This window comes from Planococcus koreensis (genome assembly GCF_004761975.1).
GTDB lineage: Bacteria > Bacillota > Bacilli > Bacillales_A > Planococcaceae > Planococcus > Planococcus koreensis.
This window is the reverse complement of the sequence record NZ_RQII01000031.1, coordinates 1-24,313: the sequence shown is the minus strand read 5'-3', so window position 1 is coordinate 24,313 and position 24,313 is coordinate 1. Positions and strand designations below refer to the sequence as shown.

At 48.1% G+C, this 24,313-nt stretch carries 26 protein-coding genes; 1 reads left to right on the top strand and 25 read right to left on the bottom strand.

The features are described 5' to 3' along the window. Positions 1-16: 16 nt before the first annotated feature. From pth to metG, 14 genes are all read right to left on the bottom strand, one after another. On the bottom strand, positions 17-580 hold the full coding sequence (gene pth / locus EGV91_RS07945) for an aminoacyl-tRNA hydrolase (RefSeq protein WP_135502442.1): 564 nt from the start codon (positions 578-580) through the stop codon (positions 17-19). A 114-nt stretch (positions 581-694) separates the two neighbouring features. Further along, positions 695-1,342 (bottom strand): 50S ribosomal protein L25/general stress protein Ctc, encoded by a 648-nt coding sequence (locus EGV91_RS07940; RefSeq protein WP_135502421.1) that lies wholly within the window; start codon positions 1,340-1,342, stop codon positions 695-697. 118 nt (positions 1,343-1,460) lie between these two features. Continuing rightward, a complete protein-coding gene (locus EGV91_RS07935) occupies positions 1,461-2,429 on the bottom strand; it encodes a ribose-phosphate diphosphokinase (protein ID WP_135502420.1) in 969 nt (322 codons plus the stop codon). 15 nt (positions 2,430-2,444) lie between these two features. Next, complete coding sequence (gene glmU / locus EGV91_RS07930) at positions 2,445-3,818, bottom strand: bifunctional UDP-N-acetylglucosamine diphosphorylase/glucosamine-1-phosphate N-acetyltransferase GlmU (protein WP_135502418.1); 1,374 nt, start codon at positions 3,816-3,818, stop codon at positions 2,445-2,447. A gap of 193 nt (positions 3,819-4,011) precedes the next feature. Beyond that, positions 4,012-4,296 (bottom strand): septation regulator SpoVG, encoded by a 285-nt coding sequence (gene spoVG, locus EGV91_RS07925; RefSeq protein ID WP_135502416.1) that lies wholly within the window; start codon positions 4,294-4,296, stop codon positions 4,012-4,014. A 240-nt stretch (positions 4,297-4,536) separates the two neighbouring features. Next, entirely contained in the window at positions 4,537-4,914 is a 378-nt protein-coding gene (locus EGV91_RS07920) for a RidA family protein (RefSeq protein ID WP_135502414.1), read from the bottom strand. 1 nt (position 4,915) lies between these two features. Further along, positions 4,916-5,743: a pur operon repressor gene (gene purR / locus EGV91_RS07915; protein ID WP_135502412.1), complete on the bottom strand. Its 828-nt coding sequence runs from the start codon at positions 5,741-5,743 to the stop codon at positions 4,916-4,918. 56 nt (positions 5,744-5,799) lie between these two features. Continuing rightward, positions 5,800-6,663, bottom strand: coding sequence for a 4-(cytidine 5'-diphospho)-2-C-methyl-D-erythritol kinase (gene ispE, locus EGV91_RS07910; protein WP_135502410.1), 864 nt, complete (start codon positions 6,661-6,663; stop codon positions 5,800-5,802). Between the two features lie 148 nt (positions 6,664-6,811). Beyond that, positions 6,812-7,075: a biofilm formation stimulator Veg gene (gene veg / locus EGV91_RS07905; protein WP_071152415.1), complete on the bottom strand. Its 264-nt coding sequence runs from the start codon at positions 7,073-7,075 to the stop codon at positions 6,812-6,814. A gap of 158 nt (positions 7,076-7,233) precedes the next feature. Beyond that, positions 7,234-8,115 (bottom strand): 16S rRNA (adenine(1518)-N(6)/adenine(1519)-N(6))-dimethyltransferase RsmA, encoded by an 882-nt coding sequence (gene rsmA / locus EGV91_RS07900; RefSeq protein WP_135502408.1) that lies wholly within the window; start codon positions 8,113-8,115, stop codon positions 7,234-7,236. Next, positions 8,112-8,672 (bottom strand): ribonuclease M5, encoded by a 561-nt coding sequence (rnmV, locus tag EGV91_RS07895; protein ID WP_135502406.1) that lies wholly within the window; start codon positions 8,670-8,672, stop codon positions 8,112-8,114. Before rnmV ends, rsmA begins: the two co-directional genes overlap by 4 nt. Positions 8,673-8,826: 154 nt before the next feature. Further along, positions 8,827-10,179, bottom strand: a complete 1,353-nt coding sequence (locus tag EGV91_RS07890; protein ID WP_241666140.1) for a G5 and 3D domain-containing protein — start codon at positions 10,177-10,179, stop codon at positions 8,827-8,829. Between the two features lie 88 nt (positions 10,180-10,267). Next, complete coding sequence (locus EGV91_RS07885) at positions 10,268-11,035, bottom strand: TatD family hydrolase (protein WP_135502404.1); 768 nt, start codon at positions 11,033-11,035, stop codon at positions 10,268-10,270. 179 nt (positions 11,036-11,214) lie between these two features. Then, positions 11,215-13,176: a methionine--tRNA ligase gene (gene metG, locus EGV91_RS07880; RefSeq protein WP_135502402.1), complete on the bottom strand. Its 1,962-nt coding sequence runs from the start codon at positions 13,174-13,176 to the stop codon at positions 11,215-11,217. A 331-nt stretch (positions 13,177-13,507) separates the two neighbouring features. On the opposite strand from metG, the gene EGV91_RS07875 reads away from it, so the two are divergent. Next, positions 13,508-13,786, top strand: a complete 279-nt coding sequence (locus EGV91_RS07875; RefSeq protein ID WP_135502400.1) for an AbrB/MazE/SpoVT family DNA-binding domain-containing protein — start codon at positions 13,508-13,510, stop codon at positions 13,784-13,786. Between the two features lie 152 nt (positions 13,787-13,938). Here EGV91_RS07875 and rsmI read toward each other — a convergent pair whose 3' ends face one another. The 11 genes from rsmI to EGV91_RS17475 form a co-directional block, all read right to left on the bottom strand. Continuing rightward, positions 13,939-14,808 carry a 16S rRNA (cytidine(1402)-2'-O)-methyltransferase gene (gene rsmI / locus EGV91_RS07870; RefSeq protein ID WP_135502399.1) on the bottom strand — a complete coding sequence of 290 codons (870 nt, stop codon included), beginning with the start codon at positions 14,806-14,808 and terminating at the stop codon, positions 13,939-13,941. Beyond that, on the bottom strand, positions 14,805-15,074 hold the full coding sequence (locus tag EGV91_RS07865; protein WP_135502397.1) for a GIY-YIG nuclease family protein: 270 nt from the start codon (positions 15,072-15,074) through the stop codon (positions 14,805-14,807). The genes rsmI and EGV91_RS07865 overlap by 4 nt, the downstream gene beginning before the upstream one ends. Next, the gene (locus EGV91_RS07860; protein ID WP_135502395.1) at positions 15,061-15,798 is read right to left on the bottom strand and encodes a tRNA1(Val) (adenine(37)-N6)-methyltransferase; all 738 of its coding nucleotides are present in this window, start codon (positions 15,796-15,798) and stop codon (positions 15,061-15,063) included. Before EGV91_RS07860 ends, EGV91_RS07865 begins: the two co-directional genes overlap by 14 nt. A gap of 106 nt (positions 15,799-15,904) precedes the next feature. Next, entirely contained in the window at positions 15,905-16,261 is a 357-nt protein-coding gene (gene yabA, locus EGV91_RS07855) for a DNA replication initiation control protein YabA (protein WP_135502393.1), read from the bottom strand. A 10-nt stretch (positions 16,262-16,271) separates the two neighbouring features. Then, on the bottom strand, positions 16,272-17,084 hold the full coding sequence (locus tag EGV91_RS07850) for a PSP1 domain-containing protein (protein ID WP_135502391.1): 813 nt from the start codon (positions 17,082-17,084) through the stop codon (positions 16,272-16,274). A 4-nt stretch (positions 17,085-17,088) separates the two neighbouring features. Further along, a complete protein-coding gene (gene holB, locus EGV91_RS07845) occupies positions 17,089-18,081 on the bottom strand; it encodes a DNA polymerase III subunit delta' (protein WP_135502389.1) in 993 nt (330 codons plus the stop codon). 105 nt (positions 18,082-18,186) lie between these two features. Beyond that, positions 18,187-18,516: a cyclic-di-AMP receptor gene (locus EGV91_RS07840; protein WP_135502387.1), complete on the bottom strand. Its 330-nt coding sequence runs from the start codon at positions 18,514-18,516 to the stop codon at positions 18,187-18,189. A gap of 87 nt (positions 18,517-18,603) precedes the next feature. Continuing rightward, the gene (gene tmk / locus EGV91_RS07835; RefSeq protein WP_135502385.1) at positions 18,604-19,239 is read right to left on the bottom strand and encodes a dTMP kinase; all 636 of its coding nucleotides are present in this window, start codon (positions 19,237-19,239) and stop codon (positions 18,604-18,606) included. Positions 19,240-19,351: 112 nt separating this feature from the next. Further along, positions 19,352-21,463, bottom strand: a complete 2,112-nt coding sequence (locus EGV91_RS07830) for an RNA degradosome polyphosphate kinase (protein ID WP_135502382.1) — start codon at positions 21,461-21,463, stop codon at positions 19,352-19,354. A 58-nt stretch (positions 21,464-21,521) separates the two neighbouring features. Continuing rightward, positions 21,522-23,054, bottom strand: coding sequence for an exopolyphosphatase (gene ppx / locus EGV91_RS07825; protein ID WP_135502438.1), 1,533 nt, complete (start codon positions 23,052-23,054; stop codon positions 21,522-21,524). A 64-nt stretch (positions 23,055-23,118) separates the two neighbouring features. After that, on the bottom strand, positions 23,119-24,313 hold a 1,195-nt coding region (locus EGV91_RS17475), incomplete at its 5' end, for an aminotransferase class I/II-fold pyridoxal phosphate-dependent enzyme (RefSeq protein WP_135502380.1).

The following is a 24,313-nucleotide window of genomic DNA, read 5'->3' as shown; positions in this document are numbered from 1 at the left end:
TTGCGCCAAAGCAATTTTACGAGCCGTTAAACTGGTTCATGACTTCTATATAAGGTTTGGACAGCCATAATTCGCAAGCGTCCGCACTTTTTTCCACGGCCTGCGCCATCTCGGGGATTTCGGCGTCAGAAAAACGCGATAACACGTAATCGGGCACTTTCATGCCGGCTGGCGGACGGCTGATGCCGATGCGCATCCGGTTGAATTGCTGCGATCCGAGATGCTGGATCAGTGACTTGATGCCGTTGTGGCCGCCGGCGCTGCCTTTTTGGCGCAGCCGCAATTGCCCCGTCGGCAAATCGAGATCGTCGTATATGACGACAATGTCTTCTATATCAATATTGTAATAATCCATCAACGCACTGACGCTTTCGCCGGACAAATTCATGAACGTCAGCGGCTTCAACAGCATAACTTTGCCTTCAGGCCGGTGAATGACGGAATACATGCCCTTGAATTTCGACTGTGTCAGCGGGGCGTTCCATTTCATCGCCAAGTAATCGATCACTTTGAACCCGATGTTGTGGCGCGTCTGTTCATATGCCTTGCCTGGGTTGCCTAAGCCGATAATTAATTTCATCATTAATCTTCCTTTGCTTTTTCGCTGTCTACCATTTTACCATAAAGGCGCTTTAAAGCAGAAAAATAGGGACTGTCAGATGACAGCCCCTTGTTTTCAATGATGCAGATTTGCTTACGCTTCTTTAGATTCTTCAGAAGTTTCGCCTTCAGCTGCTTCAGTTTCAGCTTCGCCTTCAGCGCCTTCTTCCGTTTCTTCAGGCTCTTCTTCTACAGTCGGTGCTGTAACAGAAACCAATAGGAAGTCGTCTTCATCTAAGATTTCATAAGATACTGTGTCGCGGATGTCGCCGACAGATAAGTGATCTCCGATTTCAAGTGCCGATACATCGACATCAAGTGAATCTGGAATATCCGAAGGTTTCACTTTTACATTCACTTCACGGTTCGGCTGGTTCACAACGCCGCCTTCTTTTTCGCCGGCTGCTTCGCCAGTCGTGTGGACCGTTACTGCTACTTCAAGCTCTTCGCTCATGTTAACTGCTAAAAAGTCAACGTGCTTGAAGCTGCCTTTCAAAGCATCACGTTGGAAATCGCTTAATACGACATTCAAGGTTTTTCCATCAACATCCAAGTTGATAACGCCGTTACGCCCTGATTCACGCAATGTTTTGATCAAATCGGCTTCAGTTACAGAAACTGAAAGTGTTTCAGTCTGATATCCGTATACTACGCCCGGTACACTGCCTTTACCGCGAAGTTCAGTTAATGATGAATTCGGTGTTTTGCTTTCTCTTTGTTGTGCTGATAATTTTGTACCCATATGTTCTCATCCTCCAGTTATATTGTGCGTGTTCAGTATACCACTGATTAGTCATATATAGTGCATACCCATCCAGGCACAAAATGAAACCCCAGAAGATCCAGCTAAAGGACAGCAATCAATCGAAAAGTGTGCTGACGGACTTTTGTTCGTGTACACGGACAATTGTTTCAGCCAATAATTTCGCAACTGAAAGCTGCTTGATTTTTGGCGAACGTTTTTCTTCTGGAAGCGCAATCGAGTTCGTCACAATCAATTCTTTGATGACAGAATCGTTTATGCGCTGAACCGCTGGACCTGAAAGGACCGGATGCGTACAGCAAGCGTAGACTTCTTTCGCTCCGCTTTCGATCAATGCGCTGGCCGCGATTGAAATCGTTCCAGCTGTATCGATGATGTCGTCGATGATGATGGCGGTCTTGCCTTCCACATTCCCGACGATGTTCATGACTTCAGCTACATTCGGGCGCGGGCGCCGTTTGTCGATGATGGCGATCGGCGCTTTCAGGCGGTCTGCCATTTTGCGGGCGCGCGTCACTCCGCCGTGATCCGGCGATACGACAATGACATTGGCCAAGTCGATGCCGCTTTCTTTCAGGAAGTAATCCGAAATAAGAGGAACAGCTAACAAATGGTCGATCAAGATATCAAAGAACCCTTGAATTTGAGGTGCATGGAGATCCAGTGCAATGACGCGTGTAGCGCCAGCAGTTTCCAACAGGTTTGCCACGAGTTTAGCCGTGATCGGTTCGCGTGAACGCGCTTTGCGGTCTTGGCGTGCATAACCGTAATAAGGCATAACCACGTTGACAGTCCGCGCAGAAGCACGTTTTACCGCATCGATCATGATCAAAAGCTCCATCAAGTTTTCATTGACCGGCTGTGAAGTCGATTGGACGATAAAGACGTCATAGCCACGGATGCTTTCCTCGATATTGATCTGGATTTCGCCGTCGCTGAAATGGGTTACCGAGCTTTTTCCAAGCGGCAAGCCGACTTCTTTCGCAATCTCCTCCGCTAGTTCCTGGTTGGAATTCAAAGCAAAAATTTTCATTTTTGTAGTTGCTGGATCAATTTGATAACTCATCTTGTGTGTAGCCTCCTATTTTTTTAGGTGTAGTTTGTTTACATAGCCTTCTTTGTTTTCCTGGCGGGCACGTGCGATGGCAAGCGCTTCGCTTGGCACATCTTTGGAAATCGTAGAGCCCGCTGCGACATAAGAGCCTTTTCCTACTGTTACGGGCGCAATCAGGTTCGAGTTGCAGCCGATAAACGAGTCATCTTCAATCGTAGTGAGGAATTTATTTTGGCCGTCGTAATTGACTGTAATGGTGCCGCAGCCGATATTGACGTTGGTTCCGACTTTTGCGTCTCCGATATAGCTCAAGTGGGAGACTTTGCTGTTGTTGCCGAGTGTCGCTTTCTTCACTTCGACGAAATTGCCGATTTTCACTTCGTTGCCGAGTTCCGATTCTGGGCGCAGATGCGCAAATGGACCGACTGCCGCATCTTGGCCGATCGAGCTGTCATAAACATGCGATGAACGGATGCTTGTGCGGTCGCCGACTGTGCTATTGGAAATCGTTGTCCCCGAAGAAATAAAGCAATCTTCCCCGATGACTGTACGGCCTTCAAGGATGACGTTCGGCTGGAGTACTGTGTCGCGCCCAATCTCCACTTCAGCGCCGATATATGCAGTTGCAGGGTCGATGATCGACACGCCGTTTCTCATGTGCTTTTCATTGATGCGTGCACGCATGAAACGTTCCGCTTCGCTCAACGCGACGCGGTCATTGACGCCAAGTGTTTCATCGAAGCTGTCTGTTGCATAAGCAGCAACCACTTCACCTTGTTTTTGAAGAATCTCAATAACGTCCGGCAGATAATATTCACCTTGCGCATTGTTATTCGATACCAATTTCAACGCTTCAAACAGCGCTTCGTTATCGAAGCAATACGTACCGGTATTGATTTCTTTCACTTGCTGCTCTTCTGCGGAAGCGTCTTTTTGCTCAACGATTTTCGCAACTTCGCCTGCTTCGCCGCGGATAATGCGGCCATAACCTGATGGATTGTCTGCAATCGCTGTCAAGATTGTCGCTTTTGCGCCTTGTGCTTTGTGGTGAGCAAGCAAAGCTTCCATCGTTTCGGTGCGGATCAACGGCGTGTCTCCACAAACGACCAATGTCGTTCCTGGCAGCCCTTCGATCAATGAAGCAGCTTGCTGTACGGCATGAGCCGTTCCTAGCTGCTCTTCCTGAAGCGCGTATTCACTTTTCGCGCCAAGCTGTTCTTGCACTTTTTCCGCGCCGTGGCCGACGATCGTCACGATTTTTTCTACGCCCAAGCGGCTGACGTTGTTCGCCACATGCTCAACCATTGGCATGCCGCAGACTGGGTGAAGCACTTTATAAAGCTTCGACTTCATGCGCGTTCCTTGCCCCGCTGCTAAAATCACTGCATATGTACTGGTCATCTGGGTGCTCCTCCTAAAGTAAAATGTAATATCTATTTTCTCTCTATAGTAGATCTTGTCACTATTTCCTTCTTGACTATAGCGGAAAAACCTTGATTTTTCAAGGTTTCAGAGCATGACAATCCCATGACAAAAAGCTTCCCAATAAAAAAAGAGCCCATTCTAATGACAGAAGGCTCTTGAGGTTTCACATTTATACGCCAGCTTCTTCAAAAACCGGCTCATTTTCACTTTGTTCATATGCAGCTAAAATCGCTTCCTGCAATTTATTGCGGGTACCCGAATTGATCGGATGCGCAATGTCCCGGAATTCTCCATCCGGCGTGCGTTTGCTCGGCATTGCGACAAACAGCCCTTCGTTGCCGTCAATCACCCGGATATCATGCACGACGAACTCGTTGTCCAGCGTGATGGAAGCGATCGCCCGCATGCGGCCGTCGGTTTGGACCCGGCGGAGCCTGACATCAGTTACTTCCATTTTCTCACCACCTTTCATCTAAGATGCTTTTTAATACCTTTTTTATTGCTAATTAACTAATTCGCTTCCAAGGACTAAACTCCTTTAAAAATTACATAATTTATTAGAAAACTTAATTAATTGAGATAGAGCGTCTGGAGTTGCCAATAAATATCGACTTCTCTAATTCAACTTATTCACTATAAACGAACAAAAAAGCTGCCGAGAGTTTTCTCGGCAGCTTCGTTTAATTTATTGGATTTACTTCGCGATCAATGCGATGACTTCGATTTCAACTTTTGCGTCTTTCGGCAAGCGTGCTACTTCTACCGTGGAGCGCGCCGGCTTGTGGCTGCCGAAATAAGAAGCATACACTTCGTTCAATTCAGCAAAATCGTTCATATCTTTGATGAAAACCGTCGTTTTTACGACTTGCCCGAGCGAAGAACCTGCTTCCGCCAAAACTGCTTGCAGATTGGCAAACACTTGATGCGCTTGTTCGCCGATTGCACCTTCGACCATGCTGCCTTCCGGCGTCAATGGAATCTGGCCTGAGCTGTAAAACATATTTCCTGCAATGACGCCTTGCGAATAAGGTCCGATGGCTGCTGCTGCTTTGTCCGTTGCTACAAATTTCATATCAAAAACCTCCATTAGTAAAATAATTTCCTTCTTCCAATGCGATGGTCCGTTCTTTTTCGCTGACTTCGTGTAATTTGACGAGCGACAGGTATTTCTCTACAAGCTGTTCATCCGAATGCTGCGCCTCAACGAGCACGGCTACGCCAGCCAGCGTGCAATCGAATTCTTCCAGCAGATTTTTCATGCCGTTCATCGTTCCGCCGACTTTCATGAAGTCGTCGGTGATCAGCACACGCTGGCCGCTTTTCATGCTGCGTTTGGACAGCACCATGGTCTGGATGCGGCGGGAAGAGCCTGAGACGTAGTTGATGCTGACGGTTGATCCTTCTGTCACCTTACTGTCTCTGCGGACAATAACGACCGGCACATTCAAATGGCGGGCAATCGCATGTGCAATCGGGATGCCTTTTGTCGCCACTGTCATGATGACATCGATTTTCTCATTCGCAAAAGCCGTAGCGAACACTTTGCCCACCCGGTTCATGATGCCCGGATTGCCCAAAACGTCTGTCATGTAAAGATAGCCGCCTGGCAAAAGCCGATCGGAATGCCCAAGCTCTTCTATCAATTCGGCCATAATTTCCTTGATTTCATCTGCATGAAGCTTCGGGACGTATTTCACGCCGCCTGCCGCTCCCGGCACTGTCATCAACAAGCCGATCCCGCGTTCTTCAAATGTCTCTTTGATGATTCCCAAATCCTCGCTGATCGAGGATTTGGCAGAATCGTAGAGGTCTGAAAAATAAGTCAGCGGGATGAGCTTGTGCGGATGGTCCAAAAGGTAATGTGTCATATCAACTAACCGTTCACTGCGCTTCCACTTCATTTTACACTCTCCTAAACACGAATAATTTATAGAAAACTTACCATAAATGTACGTCTTTAGGCAAGTGTCTCCCGTTCACCGATCAGGCGCACCACATAGACTTCGCCGCAGAAACCGCGCAAGCCGTTATAGATGCGGGGAATCCGCGCCTCCTGCTGTACCAGTCCGAAGACGGTCGGGCCGCTGCCGCTCATCAATACTGCGTCTGCGCCGAATTTTTTCATCTGCTCTTTGATTTGTGCCACTTCGGGATGCATCTCCAGTGTTACGCTTTCGAGCGCATTGCCCAAATGATCGCACATTGCCTGGTAATCGCCTTGCTCCAGCGCTTCGATCATTTTGCCAGTGTCCGGATGCTCTGCTTTAGCAGGCTTGAATGCACCGTAAACGTCTGCTGTGGAAACGCCGATCGTCGGTTTTGCCAAAACGACCCAGCAATGCGGTGGAGCGGGAAGGTGTTCGATGATTTCGCCGCGCCCTTTCGCCAGTGCCGTGCCGCCATACACGCAGAATGATACGTCCGATCCGATTTTAGCACCGAGTTCCGCTAGCTCATCCAGCGACAAGTTCAGCTGCCACAATTGGTTGAGGCCTTTCAATGTTGCCGCGGCATCGCTGCTGCCGCCCGCAAGCCCCGCAGCTACCGGGATCTGTTTATCGAGTGAAATGATGACGCCCGATTTGATATTGAATGTATCTTTCAATAATTGCGCCGCCTGATACGCTAGGTTGCGTGAGTCGTTCGGCACGAAACGGTCGGCGGATTCAATATGTATGCCGCTTTCGGTCGCTTTTAGGCCAATTCGGTCAGCCAAGTCGACGGTGGTCATGATCATTTCAATTTCGTGGTAATTGTCTGGCCGCTTGTATAAAACGTCCAGCGTTAAGTTTATTTTGGCAGGTGCCTTTACGTAGAGCATCCCACTGCCTCCTTTTATAGTCTAATGAAAACTATTTTAACACACGCGGCACAGTTCGGGCGTACTGAGGCAAATAAACAAAAAAACTCACCGCCTGTTGGAAGCAACAGGCGGTGAGTTTTTCAACGGAAATTATGGATATAGTTCATTATTTAACAACGAGTGCGTCTTCTGTTCCTTCATACACAGTGATTTCTACTGCTTCTGTTAAGATGTCGGCGTAGCTGTAAGATACGCGTTCAAATGCATGCTCATCTTGATCAAGCTCAATTACGAACACGGAGTGGTACGTTTCGCGCAGAATTCCGGCGCGTTCGACCGTTTTCTTGCGTCCTCCGTTTGCCTTTAAAAGCAATCGTTTCCCTAAATGCAGGTCCAACGATTTTTTAATATCCGCCAAAGTTTTGGGCATTTGTCTACACCTCACTATAGACAAAGTTTAACAGAATTCGACCCTTTAGTCAAGCAAATTTCTAATTTTATCAGCGTTCTACTGATAATGTCAATATTTTTTATCCGAAATATCTCGAAAAGCGGGTTATATGTGCCATTTTTGTAACAGAATCTCCCTTATTGTGCGAAATAAGGATACAATTTATCCGCCAACAGCCCAAATTCTGCAATCGACAAGGTCTCGCCGCGGCGTGAAGGCTCGATACCCGCCTCTTCCAACGCTTTTAAAACCAGCTCTTTCTTCTCTTTGCCATTAGGCATTGCGCTTTGGAGGTTGTTTAAAATGGTTTTGCGGCGCTGGACGAATGATCCACGCGTAACCGTGAAAAAGAAATCCTCATCAATGACTTTCACGCGGGGCTCAGGGAGCTTCATCATGCGGATAACCGCAGAGTCCACATTCGGCTGCGGCATGAACACCGTTTTCGGTACTGTCAGCGCCATTTCCGCATCCGTATAGTATTGGATGGCAATCGACAGCGAACCATAGGCTTTTGTTCCTGGCTTCGCCGTTATGCGTTCAGCGACTTCTTTTTGCAGCATGACCACCAAGCCGCGGATCGGCAATTTTTCCAGCAGTAATTTCATGATGATCGGCGTCGTCACGTAATACGGCAGATTGGCTACCACCACGATGTCTTTATAGCCCGCCAGCTCTTTCTCTATGGCTGCTTCCACATCGGCTTTAAGGATGTCGGAATGGATGATGGAGATGTTGTCGTAAGGCGACAGCGTGTCTTCCAGCACCGGCAGGAGCCGCTGATCGATTTCAAACGCCAGGACTTTGCCTGCGGCACGCGCTAAATGTTCCGTCAGCGCGCCGATGCCCGGACCAATTTCAATGGCTGCCGATTCTTTCGTCAGCTCCGCTTTGCCGACAATCTTGCGCAGGATATTGGGATCAATCAAGAAATTCTGCCCCAGGCTCTTTTTGACAGTCAAGCCATGCTTGTCCATTATTTGCTGGGTGCGGATCGGTGTTGCTATATCTTTGTTCATTCGTGTTCCTCCTGGTTTAAAGCGATGACCGCTTCGATGAATTGCTGTTTCGTGATGCCGAACATGTGGAGCCGTTTCTGCAGCTGCTTGCCATTGGTATAGCCGATCTGCAGCATTTCCCCGAGCCGCGTTCGCCGCATTTTAGCGCGCGGGTGCGCAACCAGCGCCGCTTCAATCAAATCTTCCATGGTGATTTCCGGCGCTTCGCCATTCTGGATCGTGGTGTAGACCGCTGACAATGCGTCGCGGATGTCTTCATCTGCTGCATGCTCAATGCCGAGGCCTTTGCCATTTTTCGCAATGGTCTTTTCTTTTGCTAAAAAAGCATGTTTGACCGCCGGCACATGTTCTTCAATAATAGCACGGATCCGCCGGCCCGGATAATCCGGATCGGTAAAAACAATGACTCCCCGCTTTTTCTGGGCATGTGCAATTTGTTCAAGCGTCGATTTCGAAATAGCCGAACCGTTCGTTTCAATGGTGTCGGCATGCACAGCCCTTTTGACGGCGACTGTATCATCTTTGCCTTCTACCACAATTATTTCTTTGATCTTCATCTACTTTCCTCATTTCAAGCATCGTATTTCGCCACCCGCCGATTTACCGGCAAAAGGCTATCCGTTGAAGTTTCCTTCTATTTTACACCTGCGCTGCTAAACATGTAAAAGGCTTTCCCAGGGAGCACCCGGGAAAGCCTTTGGTGTTTTTGAATTAATTTAAGACCGTTACTTTTACTTGTTGGCGTCCGAATGCGATGGCCGAAGATTGCTTCGCCATGAACAAATCGATTTTATTTCCTTTGATTGCGCCGCCTGTGTCTCCAGCAACAGCATAGCCATAGCCTTCCACATACACTTTAGAGCCTAACGGAATGACGTTCGGGTCTACAGCAATGACTTTCAATCCAGGGTTCGCTTTCAAGTTAATGCCTGTAGCAGTTATCCCAGAGCATCCCGTGCAGCTAGCTGTATAAGCTGTTGCAGACACGATCAACGTTCTGCCAGCCGGCTCAGCAGGTGCTGAAGCGGCTACTGAAGCTGTTTTCGGTTCAGCTGCTTTCGGAGCAGCTGTTTTCGGTGCCGTAGCTTTTGGCGCTGGTGCTTTTGGTGCTGCCGCTTTTGGTGCCGTGGCTTTTGGCGCTGGTGCTGGCGCCGCCGCTTTCGTGCGCGTTCCACGCGATACGCTAGCAACGATGACTTTAGTGCCGACAGCCGTCAGCTGTTTTTTCGGTTCTTTTACTACTTTTTTATCTTTAAGTTCACGTTTTACTTCTTTGCCATTTTCTTTGATTACTTCATACGTTTTCGAAACAACGCCATTTTGGCCTTTTTGGACGACTTTTTCTTTGCCTTTAAGAATAGAAGAATCTTTCTTCGTTTCAACAGCAAATTTTACAGAATCCTCAACTACATCGGTGACCTTTTCTACACGAACTACTTTAACTTCTGAATTCGGAAGGACCATTTCATCCATTCCGTTTTCAACTCGGTCAAGTTCGCTTAAAGAAATCTTGTTCTGCTTTAAAAAGTCAGCGACCGTAGTCGAAGTGGACCATACTTTTTTCTCTTCCAAACCATCAAGGACTGTAACCTCGTAAGCTTTTTCTACAGAAACAGCTGTATCCGCATCTATTTCTTCATCTAATCCAGGCGACACTTTATCATGTTCAGTAATCTCAATAGCCGCTTTTTTCAAGATCTCTCTCACGGTATTGTTTGTTGTCCATGCCGCAGCTTTTTTGCCATCGACATTCACTGTGTATTCTTTCGCCTGCTCAAATTCGAGCGCGATATCTTTCTCAATTGCCGTATCGGCAGTATGGCTTAAATAATCATGTTCGGAAACGTTGATTTCCTGCTCTTTCAGGAAAGCCCCTACTGTTTCTGCGTGGGTTTTCACTTCTGTTGTTTCACCATTAGCCGTGATGGATACCGTGTTTTTCGTTCCTTCATAAATCGCGAACGTCAAAACAGCTGCAAACATCAAAACTGTGGCGATGGCAACAACGATTGATTTGCCTTTTAACGCATTTACAGACTTTCCATTAGTTGATAACTTCGTCAAAAATAACTCCTCCTCTTTCACTTGAGTGATTGTAAAGACCCGAATTCAGGCGTAAATCCAAGCAATTCTGAACTTCTTGGATGATTCTCTATGCCAGTTTGAAAAACTGTTCGGCATTTTTGGTCGTAGCGGCTGCTACTTCTTCAATTGAAATGCCTTTCAGCCGAGCGATTTCTTCCGCGACAAGTGGGACATAGGATGGTTCATTGCGTTTTCCGCGATATGGATGGGGAGCCAGATAAGGCGCATCTGTTTCAATCAGCAGATGGTCCAACGAAATCGCTTCTGCCACTTCTTTCGGCTTTTTAGCGTTCTTGAACGTTACCGGCCCTCCGAGTGAGATCATAAAGTTCATCGCAATGCTTTCGCGCGCAGTTTCTACGCTGCCGCCGAAACAATGCATGACGCCTCCAACTTCTTCGGCGCCTTCTTCTTTCAAGATCCGCAGTACATCTTCCGTAGCTTCACGATTATGTATGATAATCGGCAACTTCACTTTTTTCGCAAGGCGAATCTGCTTTCGGAACACTTCTTGCTGGATGTCTTTCGGCGATTTGTCCCAGTGGTAATCCAGGCCGGTCTCTCCGATTCCGACAACCTTGTCGTGTGCCGCCAGCTCTTCGATCCAGCGCAAATCTTCTTCGGTGCAGTCTATTGCGTCAACCGGATGCCAGCCGACCACTGCATATATAAATTCGTATTGCTCAGCAAGCGCTATTGCACGTTCAATCGTCTTGCGATCAAACCCAATCACAATCATTTTTGTAACATTTCTTTCTAAAGCTCTGTCGATGACTTCTTTTAAATCTTCATCGTATTGGTCAGCGTTCAAATGTACATGGGTATCAACGAACATCAAGCATTCTCCTCACATTAAACCTTATTTTAATTGTTTTTTACGTGTCTTTCTTCACACCAACATTACAGTTGCATAACAAAACATGTTTTTTATATATCATTTTGCTTATATTCACCTAATAAAATCCAAATAAAATAGGCGCTCTCCTAGTAAAAAGAAGAGCGCCCAATATCATGTTATTTTATTTTTGCTCCGTTTGGCAGATTTTCATCCACAGCCGCCAGCGTCAAAAAGCCATCTTTTTCGCCTGCTAATATCATGCCCTGAGACAATTCGCCGCGCAATTTCACCGGCTTCAAATTAGCAACTACAACCACTTTTTTGCCGACCAGTTCATCCGGCTTATAATGTTCGGCAATGCCAGACACCACTTGGCGCTGTTCATACCCCATATCGAGCTGCAATTTCAGCAATTTCGATGTTTTTGGCACCGCTTCACAAGCAATTACCGTGGCTGCACGAAGATCCACTTTCATGAAATCGTCAATGCTGATTTCCGGCTCTTGCGCCGGCAGTTCCTCCACTGCTTGCTCTTCTTCGACAGGCGCTGTGTCGCCGCGCATCTGGTCGCGGATATAGGCCACTTCCGGCTCTACTTCAAGACGCGGGAAGATCGGCGTGCCTTTGGAAACGACTTTGATGCCTTCCGGAATAAAGCCGAAATGCTCCAATGTCTCCCAAGCCAATGCGTCTTCCGACAAACCAAGCTGCTCGATGATCTGCTTCGGTGCGTTCGGCAGGAACGGCTGCAGCATAACGGCCGCCATGCGCAGGCTTTCCGCCAAATGGGCCATTGCAGAAGCCAATTCCGCTTTCAAGCTTTCATCTTTCGCCAAAACCCATGGCTGCGTTTCATCGATATATTTATTGGTGCGCGAAATCAATGCCCATACTTCGCTCAGCACGATGCTGAATTGCATTTTCTCCATATGTTCTTCGTAGACGCCGACTGTGCGCTTCGCCACTTGCTGCAGCGTTGCGTCAAATTCAGTGACATGCCCTTTGATCTGCGGCACTTCGCCATCGAAGTATTTATTGATCATCGACACGGTGCGGTTCAGCAGGTTTCCAAGATCATTCGCCAAATCGTAGTTTGTGCGTTCGACAAATGATTCCGGCGAGAACACGCCGTCCGAACCGAATGGCAGTTCACGCAGCAGGAAATAACGCGTCGCGTCCAAGCCGTAGCGCTCCACAAGCATTTCCGGATAGACAACATTGCCTTTCGATTTCGACATTTTGCCGTCTTTCATCATAATAAAGCCGTGCGCAAAAATTTTCTTCGGCAGCGGAAGATCGAGCGCCATTAAGAAAATCGGCCAATAAATCGTATGGAAGCGGACGATGTCTTTGCCGACCACATGGACATCCGCTGGCCAGTATTTATTGAACAGCGTGTCGTCATCGGAACCGTAGCCGAGTGCTGTGATGTAATTCGACAATGCATCGACCCACACGTAGATGACGTGCTTCGGATCTCCAGGAACCGGGATGCCCCAGTCGAACGACGTGCGGGATACCGATAGATCTTCAAGGCCCGGCTTGATGAAATTATTGATCATTTCATTTTTGCGCGATTCCGGCTCGATAAATTCCGCGTGGTTTTCGTAATAATCCAGCAGACGATCCGCATACTTCTTCATATTGAAGAAATACGATTCCTCTTTCACTTTATGGACCGGGCGGCCGCAGTCCGGGCAATTGCCGTCGACGAGCTGGGCTTCTGTATAGAAAGACTCGCACGGCGTACAATACCAGCCCTCGTATTCGCCTTTATAGATATCGCCGTTGTCCAAGAACGTCTGGAAGATTTTTTCGACGCTCTTTTTATGGCGCTCTTCGGTCGTGCGGATAAAGTCATCATAGCTGATGTCCATGACTGACCATACTTTTTTCGCAGCTTCTGCCATTTCATCCACGAAAGCCTGAGGCGCTTTGCCGGCTTCTTTTGCCTTCTCCTCAATCTTCTGTCCATGTTCATCCATTCCTGTCAGAAACCGGACATCGAAACCTTTCAAGCGTTTATAGCGAGCCATTGCATCAGAAGCGACGGTTGTGTAAGCCGTACCGATGTGGAATTTTCCGCTTGGATAATAAATCGGGGTCGTTATATAAAAAGTATTGTTTTTAGCAGTCACGAAAAATTCCTCCAGTTTTTTGGTATAGTTCTTATTTTAACGAAAGAGCCAATTTTGTACAATATTTCATACCACTTTCGCAATTCGACAATATCTCATATTTCAGATTATTTATTTTTGGCTAAATTAAGAACAAATTTAGTTATTTTGGAAATTAATAGTAGATAAAAAGTCTTTTTATCAATTTAGCGCCACATTTTCGTAAAATTTATTATGATAGCGATAGTTTTTTATTGACCCAATTGCCATTACTTGGTATGATTTATGACAGGAAGTGGTAATTGTCGAATTTTGGCGAAAACATCCGACAAATTTGAGGGGAGAGAATGATATGAAATCAACAGGTATTGTACGTAAAGTAGACGAGCTAGGACGAGTGGTCATTCCAATCGAGTTGCGCCGCACACTAGGAATCGCTGAAAAAGACGCTTTGGAGATTTATGTAGATGACGATAAAATTATCTTGAAAAAGTATTTGCCTAATATGACTTGCGCAGTTACTGGCGAAGTGTCAGATGAAAACATGCAACTTGTAGGCGGGAAATTGATTTTGAGCCCTGAAGGCGCAGAAATGCTTGTCAAAGAAATTCAAGGCCACTTAAAAAAATAAGATCAGCGAGTATCTTGAAAAAACCGGAGTGCGTGTGCACTCCGGTTTTTTCGCTTATTGAACTAATAAATGGAACCGATATTCCAAAGAAAGTACAGCAAATGCAGCTTTCATATTTCGGGCTGAATGAAATGTCAGGCCAGGAAGATTTTTTATACATGATACGCTTGGTACACTTCCCGTTTGGAAAGGCCCCGCTCCACTGACACTTCTTTGATCGCTTCTTTCGATGAGACATCTTTCTTCTCCATCACTTCAGCAACATGCTCCGCAATCGGCAGATGCGTCCACCATTTCTCGGTTTCCACCACATCCGGTTCGGCATTGCCTTCAACGACAACGCAAAACTCGCCGCGGACTGTGTTTTCATCCGCCCATTCCACCGCTTCACCGACCGTGCCGCGCAGGAATTCCTCGAATTTCTTCGTCACTTCGCGCGCCAGCACGATCCGCCGCTCATCGCCGAATGCTTTTTGCATGCTTTTCAAACTGTCTTTCAAGCGGTGCGGTGCTTCATAAAAAATGAGGGTTTCTTGCTTTTGGTTCAACGCCTCTAATTCGGTCAACCGGTCTTTTTTGCCGCGGGACAGGAATCCGTAGAACAGGAACGGCTGGGGCGCAATGCCGGAAGCGATCAATGCGCTGAGCGCTGCATTGGCGCCTGGCACCGGCACGACCGGATAATCTTCCTCAAGCACACGCTTGACGATGTCTTCCCCCGGGTCTGAGATGCACGGCATGCCAGCGTCGCTGACCAATGCCACCGACTTCCCTTCCCGCAAGTAAGACAGGATCTTATGGCCGCCGCTGTCCTGGTTGTGTTCGTGGTAGCTGACGAGCTTTGTCTGGATATCAAAATAATTGCAGAGGTTTTTCGTGTTGCGTGTGTCTTCCGCTGCGATGACATCGACTTCATTCAAAATCCGGATGGCGCGCACGGTCATGTCTTCGAGATTGCCGATCGGCGTTGCTACAAGATACAAAGTCGCTTGGTCTTCCTGGAAACTTTTTTGCGATTTCATCGGCCGTCTTCCTTTCTGTCCGCGATATAGCGGATTTTTTTCGGTTTCGGCAATTGCTTGAATGCGTATTCCGCTTTCATCGCGGCTGGCTTCGTTTCAAATTGCTCTTGGTAAATCAAAGCAGCAGGCCTTCTCGCCCGTGTATATTTTGCGCCTTTGCCCGAATTATGGGCCTCCAGGCGTTTCTCCAAATCGTTGGTGTAGCCGGCGTAATAAGAGCCGTCCGCGCATTCGAGCACGTAAAAATAATGCTTACCGGCTTCCATATAGCAACGCCCGCACTTCTTCTGTGTATTCCCCGTCTTCGCCATAGACAATCAGCGGCGGCAGGATTTTCAAATCCGGCTTGCCGTCTTTGATGCCTTCGATGAGCAGCGTGTTCGCTTCTTTTCCGGCCTTCGGGTAAACCAGCCGGACGCGTTTCGGTTCCAGCCGGTTGGCGCGCATTGCCGTGATGATGTCGATCAAGCGCCCCGCACGGTGTACAAATGCCGCCTTACCCCCCTGCTTCAGCAGCTTGCTGGCGGCGGCAATGGATTCATCGAGCGTCAGGTGCAGTTCATGGCGCGCAATCGCCATATGCTCGCTGATGTTCTTGTCGCTCATTTCATGCGCCGGGAAGTACGGTGGATTGCAGGTCACGACATCAAATTTTTCAATGCCCAGCTGCGCCGGTATTTCTTTGACGTCGCCTTGGATGATATCGATGCGGTGGCTGAGCCCATTATAGTCGATGCTGCGCTTCGCCATATTGGCCAGCCGCTCCTGCAGCTCCACCCCGATAATCGGCATCTCCGTCCGGGCGCTGAGAAACAGCGGAATGGCGCCGTTGCCCGTGCACAGATCCACAATCGCTCCGCGCTTTTGCGGCACATATGCAAACCGCGCCAGCAGCACTGCATCCAGCGAAAAGGAAAAGACCGAGGGGCTTTGAATGATCCGCAACTCTTCCGCCAATAAATAATCGAGTCTTTCGTCGTCCAATAACATCTTTCCAACTCCTCTTACATAACAAAAGGCTGCCGCCACGCTAGGTGTCGGAAGCCTTTCTTATTGGTCAGCCATACTGCACCGAAAACGCACAGTAAATCCAGCCTTAATTTTGCTTGTTTAAAAAAGATAAACAAAACAGGCAATCGTCGCCTTTTCTCGAGCTGCCGAAATGCACGTTGCAGACGTGGTAGCCTTCATGATACAGGCGCGCCAGGTTATCATAGCCTTCGCCGATATCCATAACCGCTTTTTTCAGCTTCACCGGATCTGCGACCACTTCCGGCACCGCCTGATGAAGTTCATCCAGACGGGCGCGCAGGTGATGATTTTCCAGCTGCAGCGCGTGATGCTCTTCCATCGTATGTGCCACGACCGATTTCAACTCCCGGAACTGCTCTTGCATCGATTCCAATTGCTGTTCGAATTCCATGACCGTATCTAAAAAATTCTTATCTTTCACTTAAACCACCTCACGCTCTCGTTCCTTGGTCCATTATCTCACTTAATGCGTATTCAAGTGTCTGTTCCTGCTCAGCCAGACGAACTTTCAATACACGTTCCAAAATGTTCATGCTGACCACGCGGCCGTCGCCGTCCGGCGTTCCCACACGGGTGCCGACATCCGGCATTTCTTTTTTCGCTGATTCGTATTCATCGTTTTCGTATTTCAAGCAGCACATAAGCCTGCCGCATAGGCCCGAAATTTTAGACGGGTTCAGCGACAAGTTTTGGTCTTTTGCCATTTTGATCGACACCGGCTCAAAATCGCCGAGGAATGTCGAACAGCAAAGCATGCGTCCGCAAGGGCCGATGCCGCCCAGCATTTTCGCTTCATCGCGTACGCCGATTTGGCGCAATTCGATGCGCGTCCGGAAAATCGACGCTAAATCCTTCACCAAATTACGGAAGTCGACGCGCCCTTCAGCAGTAAAGTAAAAGATCACTTTATTGCGGTCGAACGTATATTCAACATCCACGAGCTTCATGTCCAGCTTATGCTCTTCGATCTTGTCCGTGCCCATTTCAAAAGCGCGCCCTGCTTCCAGGCGATTTTCTTCCACCTGTTGGCGATCGCGTCCGCTTGCTACACGCACCACTTGCTTAAGCGGCAACACCACATCGTTTTCTTCGACTGCCTTCACCGGTACGACCACTTTGCCGTATTCCACTCCCCGAGCAGTTTCGACGATAACGTAATCGTCTTTTTCAATCGCAAATTCTCCTGGATCAAAATAATATATTTTACCCGCCTTTTTAAAGCGGACACCTATGACATTATACACTCGTTTACCCCTCCTGCAGATTCAGCATTAATTGCTCCATCAGCAGCGTCCGATTCATATTGCGCGGCAATTGCTGCTTGGCCCATAATATGGCCTGCAATTGCTTGGACAATACCGCAAAAGAACGCTGAAGCGCCATCTGCTTCCAAGTTTGTTCCATATCCGGATACGTCCGAGCGGTTTCAAGATCCGCTTTTGCCGAAGCGATGTCCCGATATGCAAATAATAACATGTCCAGCCCTCTTTCGGCATCTTCTTTTTCCTTGAACAGCGGAAGCCATTCCGACTGCAGCAATAAAAGCGCTTCATGGACGTTGGCATTGACAGTTTCCACTAATTTTAACACAGTCTTGCGCTGCTGGATAAATGCTTCGTCGACACTCAGCTCAATTGACTCTTCAGTGCTCTGCGTCAGCATGCTGACCGTCGCTGCCATCGAGGCCGTCATGCCCCCTGCGAGCAATTGCTCAATCAACTTCGGCCGCGACAGCGGCTGAAACGACACCAGCTGGCAGCGCGATCGAATCGTTGACATGATGGCATTGAGCCGTTCAGTCAGCAGGATTGCCGTGACATTGAATTCCGGTTCTTCAAGAAATTTCAGCAGCGCGTTGGCGGACGCATTATTCATGCGGTCCGCTTCTTCAATGACATATATTTTACGGCCCGAACTAAAGCCCGTTTTATTCATGCTAAAAATCAACTCACGAATCTGGTCGATTTTGATGTTCTGGCCATCCGGTTTGATGAAAACGATGTTCGGATGGTTTCCTGTATTGTATAAATGGCAGCTTCGACATGTTTCACATGGAACATTTTGCGAAGGCGTTTCGCACAGCAGAAGCTTGACGAAAAAGTGTGTGATTTCCGTTAAGCCAGAGCCGGCGGGGCCTTCAAACAAAAAGGCATGGGCAAGGCGGTCTTTTTCAAAAGCACCTTGCAGCCTCTTCATGACCACGGGCTGGATTTCTTGCAGCTCTTCTATCGTTTTTTGCACAATGTCACCTTCATCCTTACGTTGTAAAAAATCCCGTGTTCCAAATGGAGCACGGGCGTGTCATAGACCGGCCTGGAAAAGGCCAGTGGTGTGTGGCTGCAAAGTTTAGAAATGGTGGAATTGCTCGATTGGCAAGACGAAAATCGTCGCTCCGCCAACTTCCACTTCCACTGGGTACGGAATATACGAATCGGCGTTGCCGCCCATCGGAGAAACTGGTGCTACCATCTGCTCGCGCGCACGGCAGTTATCGCGGATCAAATCCATCAATTTCGGCACGAGCCCGTCATCGACCCCAATTAGGAAAGTCGTATTCCCTGAGCGTAAAAACCCTCCCGTACTGGCAAGCTTGGTAGCCCGGAAATCATTTTTTGTTAACGCATTGGATAGACGGTTGCTATCTTGATCCTGCACGACTGCTACGACGAGTTTCATCAGCACTCACTCCCTTAAGAAATGTTTTCTACTTTCTCTATTATAACATGAACAAATACTTACGCTGTATATCTTTCCGGCATGTGTTCAGTTCTTCCGGCTGTCCATGAAATCCGCTACAACGGCAAGCGCATCTTCAAGGACTTTTTCGATGCTGTTGCCGGCATCAATGACTTGGATGCGTTCTGGATATTGGCCGACCAGAATGTGATAGCCTTCCCGCACGGTTTCGTGAAATTTCATCGACTCCACGTCCAGCCGGTTGACTTCACGCCCCGCATCTTTTTCGATGCGCGCGAGCCCCACCTTCGGTTCAACGTCAAAATACAGCGTCAAATCCGGCATGTAATCATCAATGGCGAATTTATTGACCGTATAGATTTCCTCGATGCCAAGGCCTCTAGCATATCCTTGGTAAGCGAGGCTGCTGTCGATATACCGGTCGCATAAAACGATTTTTCCAGCTTCCAGCGCCGGTATGACTTTTTCGACGAGATGCTGGCGGCGCGCCGCTGCATACAGCAGCGCTTCGGTGCGCGGGTCCATGCTAGAATTATTGCGGTCAAGGATGACCCCGCGAATCTGTTCAGCAATTTCAATGCCTCCCGGTTCCCGCGTACAGACAATTTGATGCCCTTGCTGTCCGAGAATGTCCGCCATTAACTTTAAAATACTGGTTTTGCCGGAACCTTCTCCGCCTTCCAGTGTGATCAAATAACCCATTCTGTCTTCACCTGTTTCCTTTTGTTCTAAACTCTTTCAACTATACAGCAATTGCCGCTTTTTTTCGCCCGCCTGCAGTAAAAAAGCGCCATTTAGGCGCCTTTCCCCCGTGTTATTCTTCATCTTCCGCGACTTGATAGGCTTCGTTGTAAAGGATCACCTGGGAGTTGATCTCTTTTTCCCCGCTTTTGCGTTTGACGTAATGATATTGCCCTTTATTGTCCTGTTCGCGCGCTTTGACATTGTCTTTCAGCGCAATGATCAGGATGTGCTTCACTTCTGCTTTAATTTTGGCGTCATAGACCGGGAATAAGATTTCAATGCGGTTTTCCATATTGCGCGTCATCATATCCGCAGACGACAAATAGGTCTTTTCTTCGCCGTTATGGTAGAAATAATAGACCCGGCTGTGTTCGAGCAGACGGCCGACGATGCTGCGCACCCGGATGTTGTCGCTGATGCCTTTGACGCCAGGGCGCAGGCAGCAGATGCCGCGCACGATCAAATCGATTTGGACGCCTGCTATCGAAGCTTCGTACAAGCGCTTGATCAATGTTTTATCCGTCAATGAATTCATCTTCAGGATGATGCAGCCATTGCCGTATTTTTTATGGCTATCGATTTCTTCTGCGATCAGGCGCACAAAATCCTTGCGTATGGTAAATGGCGCGACCGATAAATGGTGGAATTCCGGTTTTTCGGTATAGCCGCTCAAAAAATTGAAGAAGTTCGTGGCATCGACCCCAAACTCTTTTTTCGATGTGAACAAGCTCATGTCGGTATAGACTTTCGCTGTTTGGTCATTGTAATTGCCAGTGCCTAAATGGACAAAACGCTCGATTTGATCGTTTTTCTTGCGCACCACCAAGGTGATTTTGCTGTGTGTTTTCAAATGCGTCATGCCGTAAATGACATGGCAGCCCGCCTGTTCAAGTTCTTTCGCCCACTGGACGTTGTTCTCCTCATCAAATCGCGCTTTCAGCTCCACGAGCACGGTCACTTGCTTGCCGTTTTCCGCTGCCCTTTTCAGCGCCTTGATGATTGGAGAATCCCCGCTGACGCGGTACAGCGTCTGCTTGATCGCCAAGACGTCGGGATCGTCTGCAGCTCCGGAAACAAACTCCACGACCGGTTCAAACGATATGTAAGGATGGTGGAGAAAGATGTCCTGTTCCATTATTTTATCGAAGATGTTTTCGTCAGATGCCAAATCGCGGGAAGGCTGGGATATCCGATTTTCAAATACAAGCTTACCGTGGGTTTTAGCCATTTTCTTATAAAAGTTAAAAAACAATGTCAAATCAATCGGCCCTTTGGCTTCATAGACATCTTTTTGGTCTATTTCCAGTTCGTCGATAAGGTAGGCCAGCACTTCCGGATCAAAGCCCTCTTTTTGTATTTCAAGCCGTGCTGCAGCCCCCCATTTTCGTTTCCGCAGCTCTTTCTCGATTTCTTTCAGCAAATCCCGCGCGCCTTCCTCATGAATGGCCATGTCAGCATTGCGGGTGATGCGGAACACAGATACGGAAAAAACCGAAAAGCCGTGAAACAGCTTGCCGATGAAATGGCCGATGATGTCTTCCAGCAGGACAATGCGTTCTTTTCCCGCTTTTCCCCCCAAAATCACCAGCCGGTCCAGTACAGCTGGCATTTGGACAATGGCGGTTTTAAAGCGCATCTCCGCCTCCTGGTCATTGTCTTTCAGCACAATCGCCAAGTTTATGCTTTTATTGAGCAGCATGGGAAATGGCCGGTAAGCATCTATTGCCATCGGCGTCAGCACTGGGAAAATCTGCTCGTCAAAATAAGCTTCCGCGTCTTTCAGTTCTTTGGAACTCAATTCAGCGATCTTCAGAAACCTGACGCCCTGTTCTTTCAGCTGCGGAAGCAGGACACCATTCCATGTCTCGTATTGCACATCCACTAATTGGTGGGTCCTATTGGCAATTTCCTTCAATTGATGCTGCGGCGTCATGCCCGCCTTATTTTCCGGCTTATTGAAGCCAACCTTCACCTGATCCTGCAGCCCTGCTACACGCACCATGAAGAATTCATCGAGGTTCGAACTGAAAATCGCCAAAAATTTCAGCCGTTCCAGCAACGGATTCCGCTCATCCAGCGCTTCTTGCAATACGCGTTCATTGAACGCCAACCAACTAAGTTCACGGTTATTGTAATAGGAAGGATCATTCAAGTAGACATCCTGTTTATTGGTCGTACCCACAAATTCCACCACCTTTTATTTGAAATTCCCACCGATCAAAATCGATGGGGCGGCACGGCTATTTTTTCCGGATGAATTTGAGCTCAATCGATTTCTTCAACTGTTTTTCCAAATGTTTCTTCTGTTTTTCCGCCTGGTATTGCTCCGGTCCCCAATCGTTGTTGCATAGGATCTGGAATACCAAATCGCCGCCTTCGGGCTCTACGGTAATCGATTGGATGATGTCGCGCTTCGTGGCATTCAAGCTATAGGCCAATTTGACAATCGAGCCGAACAAGCTGTATTTCGAAAGCTCATCTTTTCCGAACCAATCTTGGTAAAGCGCCGCATTGCGTTTGAAGAGCTCTTTGTTCTTGAAGGAGGCGATCAGCGCTACCGTCAGGCGTTCTTTATGCAATAAACCGTCAATCGTCCGATTCGCGAGCAGGTAGAATGTGTGCTGATGGCTTGCTTCCGCATCGATATAAGAACCGAGATTGTAGAGTGAACTGCCTAACCGGATAAACTTCTCATCTTTTTGGCTGATCGGACCGATTCCGTGCTTTTCCAGTTCATGCAGCATCATCATCGCATTCGTACTGACTTGCGAGGCATGCTTTAAATTGATGTCGTAATCGATGGCCAACTCATAAAAACTTTCCTCAACAACATTCGGGAAAATCGGCATCTCGAAGTCTTTGGTCAGCTGCTCGTAGAAGACGCCATCCCGCAGCCCTTTGCGGCTTAAAGCAAACACATCCGCTTTGATGTAGTCCATCAAGCAGGTAAACACCTCAATGGCTGGAATGATGATGTCGGCGCGGTCTTTCGACAACCCTTCCACGCGCTGGATCTCTTGGAAATCCATCGACAGCAGCATCTTATTGACCATTTTGACATCAGCTGCTGACATCTTGTATTGATGGACGCCTGCGAGTGGATATTCAATGTATTCCTGATGGACCTGCGCCATATTCCGCGCACTTCCCCCTATGCCGATAAGCGGCAATTTTTTATCTTTCAGCCATGGCAAGGTCTGGAACTGTTCTTTCAAAAAAGCACGCAGCTTTTTAAGCTCATCCCCTGTCGGCATATCCCCTTTGACAAACCGCTCTTTCAACGACAATGCACCAAACGGAAAACTATAAAAATAAATTAATTTACGGTTCTCAAAGAACGTCAGCTCTGTACTGCCTCCCCCGATATCCACGGTAATCCCGCTTTCAAACGGCGTCGAGTTGACGACAGCCAAAAAGCCGTAATTGGCCTCTTCATATTCAGACAATACCCGAATGTCGAAATCCGTCTCTTTTTTGATGCGAGCTACTATGGCCTGCTGGTTATTGGCCTGCCGTACGGCCGCTGTCGCAACGCATTTAACTTCATCCAAATTATGATGCCTCGTCACTTCCTGGAAACTTTTCAATGTATTGACCAGCACATCGATTCCTTCATCTTCCATACTGCCTGATTCTGACAGGTAGCTGCTCAGGCGGGCCACCGCTTTGACGTTTTCCGTTTCTGTCAGCCGCCCGCTTTTGTCGCGCGTATAAATAACCAAGCGAATTGTATTGGAGCCGATATCGATGATTGCGTATTTATCCTTATCCATCATGTTCCCCACATCCTGACCTGTTGAAATTTCGATATACCTTACTTTACCCGAATTTACAGGTTTAGCGGCCTTTCTCAGCCGCCAATACACAGATTAATTTTTCTTCAAGGCGATGTTCACCTTGAATTTGAGCGCTCGCTGCCAAATAATCAGCCAAGATTTCCAGTTTATCAAGTGTCCATCGTTCCCCCGGCAGCACCAGTGGAATCCCGGGCGGATAAGGCACAACCATTTCCGCTGAAATCCGTCCCAGCCCTTTCGCATAAGGAATCCATTCCGTCTCTTCCATATCGAGAGTGCCCAACGGCATATCCGGCACGCTGATTTTCGGCAATTCCGGCACTGCCATGCCCATTGTTTTCCGCTCTTCCTGCAGCACCGCCCGGACCGCCTCTTTCACACGGCTCCGGATTTCCGCAAAAGGATACGAATGCACTTGTTTCAATAAAGGCAAAATCAGCAGCACTTGATACGGATCCGCCAGTTCTGCGTGGATGTCCATCGCCTCCAGCTGCTCTTTCAGCTGAAATCCGCTGTGGTGTCCAACTCGCAGCATCAACTTCAGCGGATCGTCCGGTTCAAACACTTCAAGCTGCGAAATGCTTTTCAGGGCATCGATGAATAGCTGCCGCTTTTCTAAAAAGCTGCGCATATCCGGCTGCGAGTAATTTTCAATATACGCCCGCGCGTCATCAAGTGATGCCATGATGAGATAAGAGGGGCTGCTGGATTGCAGCATGCGCAAATACTTTTTGATTTTCCGGCTTGCCACTAAAGAACCCTGCACATGCAAAAACGACCCCATCGTCATTGCCGGCAAGGTTTTATGTGCCGACTGGACCACAGCGTCAGCGCCGAGAGCAAGCGCCGATGCAGGAAACGGCGGACCCGCCACGAAATGTGCGCCATGCGCTTCGTCAACCAATACCGGGATGCCTTTTTCGTGGCAATACAAGATGATTGCGCCCAAGTCTTGCGCTGCCATGCCGTAATAATCGGGATGCGCCAGCATAAGGGCTTTGGCCGCTGGATAGGCTTCTACTGCTTCCTTCACATCTTCGAGCCGCAAAGAGTCCGCTGACAAAGAATCCACGTTCCATTCCGGAGCCAGATAAACCGGCTCAACGCCAGCCAATTCCAATGCATGGAATACAGATTTATGCGAATTCCGTTGAACGAGGAGCGTGTCGCCTTTTTCACATGCCGCATAGACCATCGCTAAATTGCCGACGGTCGATCCATTGACCAGAAAAAAA

Bases quoted from the DNA above. Each gene is read 5' to 3' on its own strand.
- pth (WP_135502442.1), bottom strand. From the start codon at position 580: ATGAAATTAATTATCGGCTTAGGCAACCCAGGCAAGGCATATGAACAG.
- EGV91_RS07940 (WP_135502421.1), bottom strand. From the start codon at position 1,342: ATGGGTACAAAATTATCAGCACAACAAAGAGAAAGCAAAACACCGAAT.
- EGV91_RS07935 (WP_135502420.1), bottom strand. From the start codon at position 2,429: ATGAGTTATCAAATTGATCCAGCAACTACAAAAATGAAAATTTTTGCT.
- glmU (WP_135502418.1), bottom strand. From the start codon at position 3,818: ATGACCAGTACATATGCAGTGATTTTAGCAGCGGGGCAAGGAACGCGC.
- spoVG (WP_135502416.1), bottom strand. From the start codon at position 4,296: ATGGAAGTAACTGATGTCAGGCTCCGCCGGGTCCAAACCGACGGCCGC.
- EGV91_RS07920 (WP_135502414.1), bottom strand. From the start codon at position 4,914: ATGAAATTTGTAGCAACGGACAAAGCAGCAGCAGCCATCGGACCTTAT.
- purR (WP_135502412.1), bottom strand. From the start codon at position 5,743: ATGAAGTGGAAGCGCAGTGAACGGTTAGTTGATATGACACATTACCTT.
- ispE (WP_135502410.1), bottom strand. From the start codon at position 6,663: ATGCTCTACGTAAAGGCACCTGCCAAAATAAACTTAACGCTGGACGTT.
- veg (WP_071152415.1), bottom strand. From the start codon at position 7,075: ATGCCCAAAACTTTGGCGGATATTAAAAAATCGTTGGACCTGCATTTA.
- rsmA (WP_135502408.1), bottom strand. From the start codon at position 8,115: ATGAACAAAGATATAGCAACACCGATCCGCACCCAGCAAATAATGGAC.
- rnmV (WP_135502406.1), bottom strand. From the start codon at position 8,672: ATGAAGATCAAAGAAATAATTGTGGTAGAAGGCAAAGATGATACAGTC.
- EGV91_RS07885 (WP_135502404.1), bottom strand. From the start codon at position 11,035: ATGTTCGTTGATACCCATGTACATTTGAACGCTGACCAATACGATGAA.
- EGV91_RS07875 (WP_135502400.1), top strand. From the start codon at position 13,508: ATGAAATCAACAGGTATTGTACGTAAAGTAGACGAGCTAGGACGAGTG.
- rsmI (WP_135502399.1), bottom strand. From the start codon at position 14,808: ATGAAATCGCAAAAAAGTTTCCAGGAAGACCAAGCGACTTTGTATCTT.
- EGV91_RS07865 (WP_135502397.1), bottom strand. From the start codon at position 15,074: ATGGAAGCCGGTAAGCATTATTTTTACGTGCTCGAATGCGCGGACGGC.
- EGV91_RS07860 (WP_135502395.1), bottom strand. From the start codon at position 15,798: ATGTTATTGGACGACGAAAGACTCGATTATTTATTGGCGGAAGAGTTG.
- EGV91_RS07840 (WP_135502387.1), bottom strand. From the start codon at position 18,516: ATGAAACTCGTCGTAGCAGTCGTGCAGGATCAAGATAGCAACCGTCTA.
- tmk (WP_135502385.1), bottom strand. From the start codon at position 19,239: ATGGGTTATTTGATCACACTGGAAGGCGGAGAAGGTTCCGGCAAAACC.
- ppx (WP_135502438.1), bottom strand. From the start codon at position 23,054: ATGGATAAGGATAAATACGCAATCATCGATATCGGCTCCAATACAATT.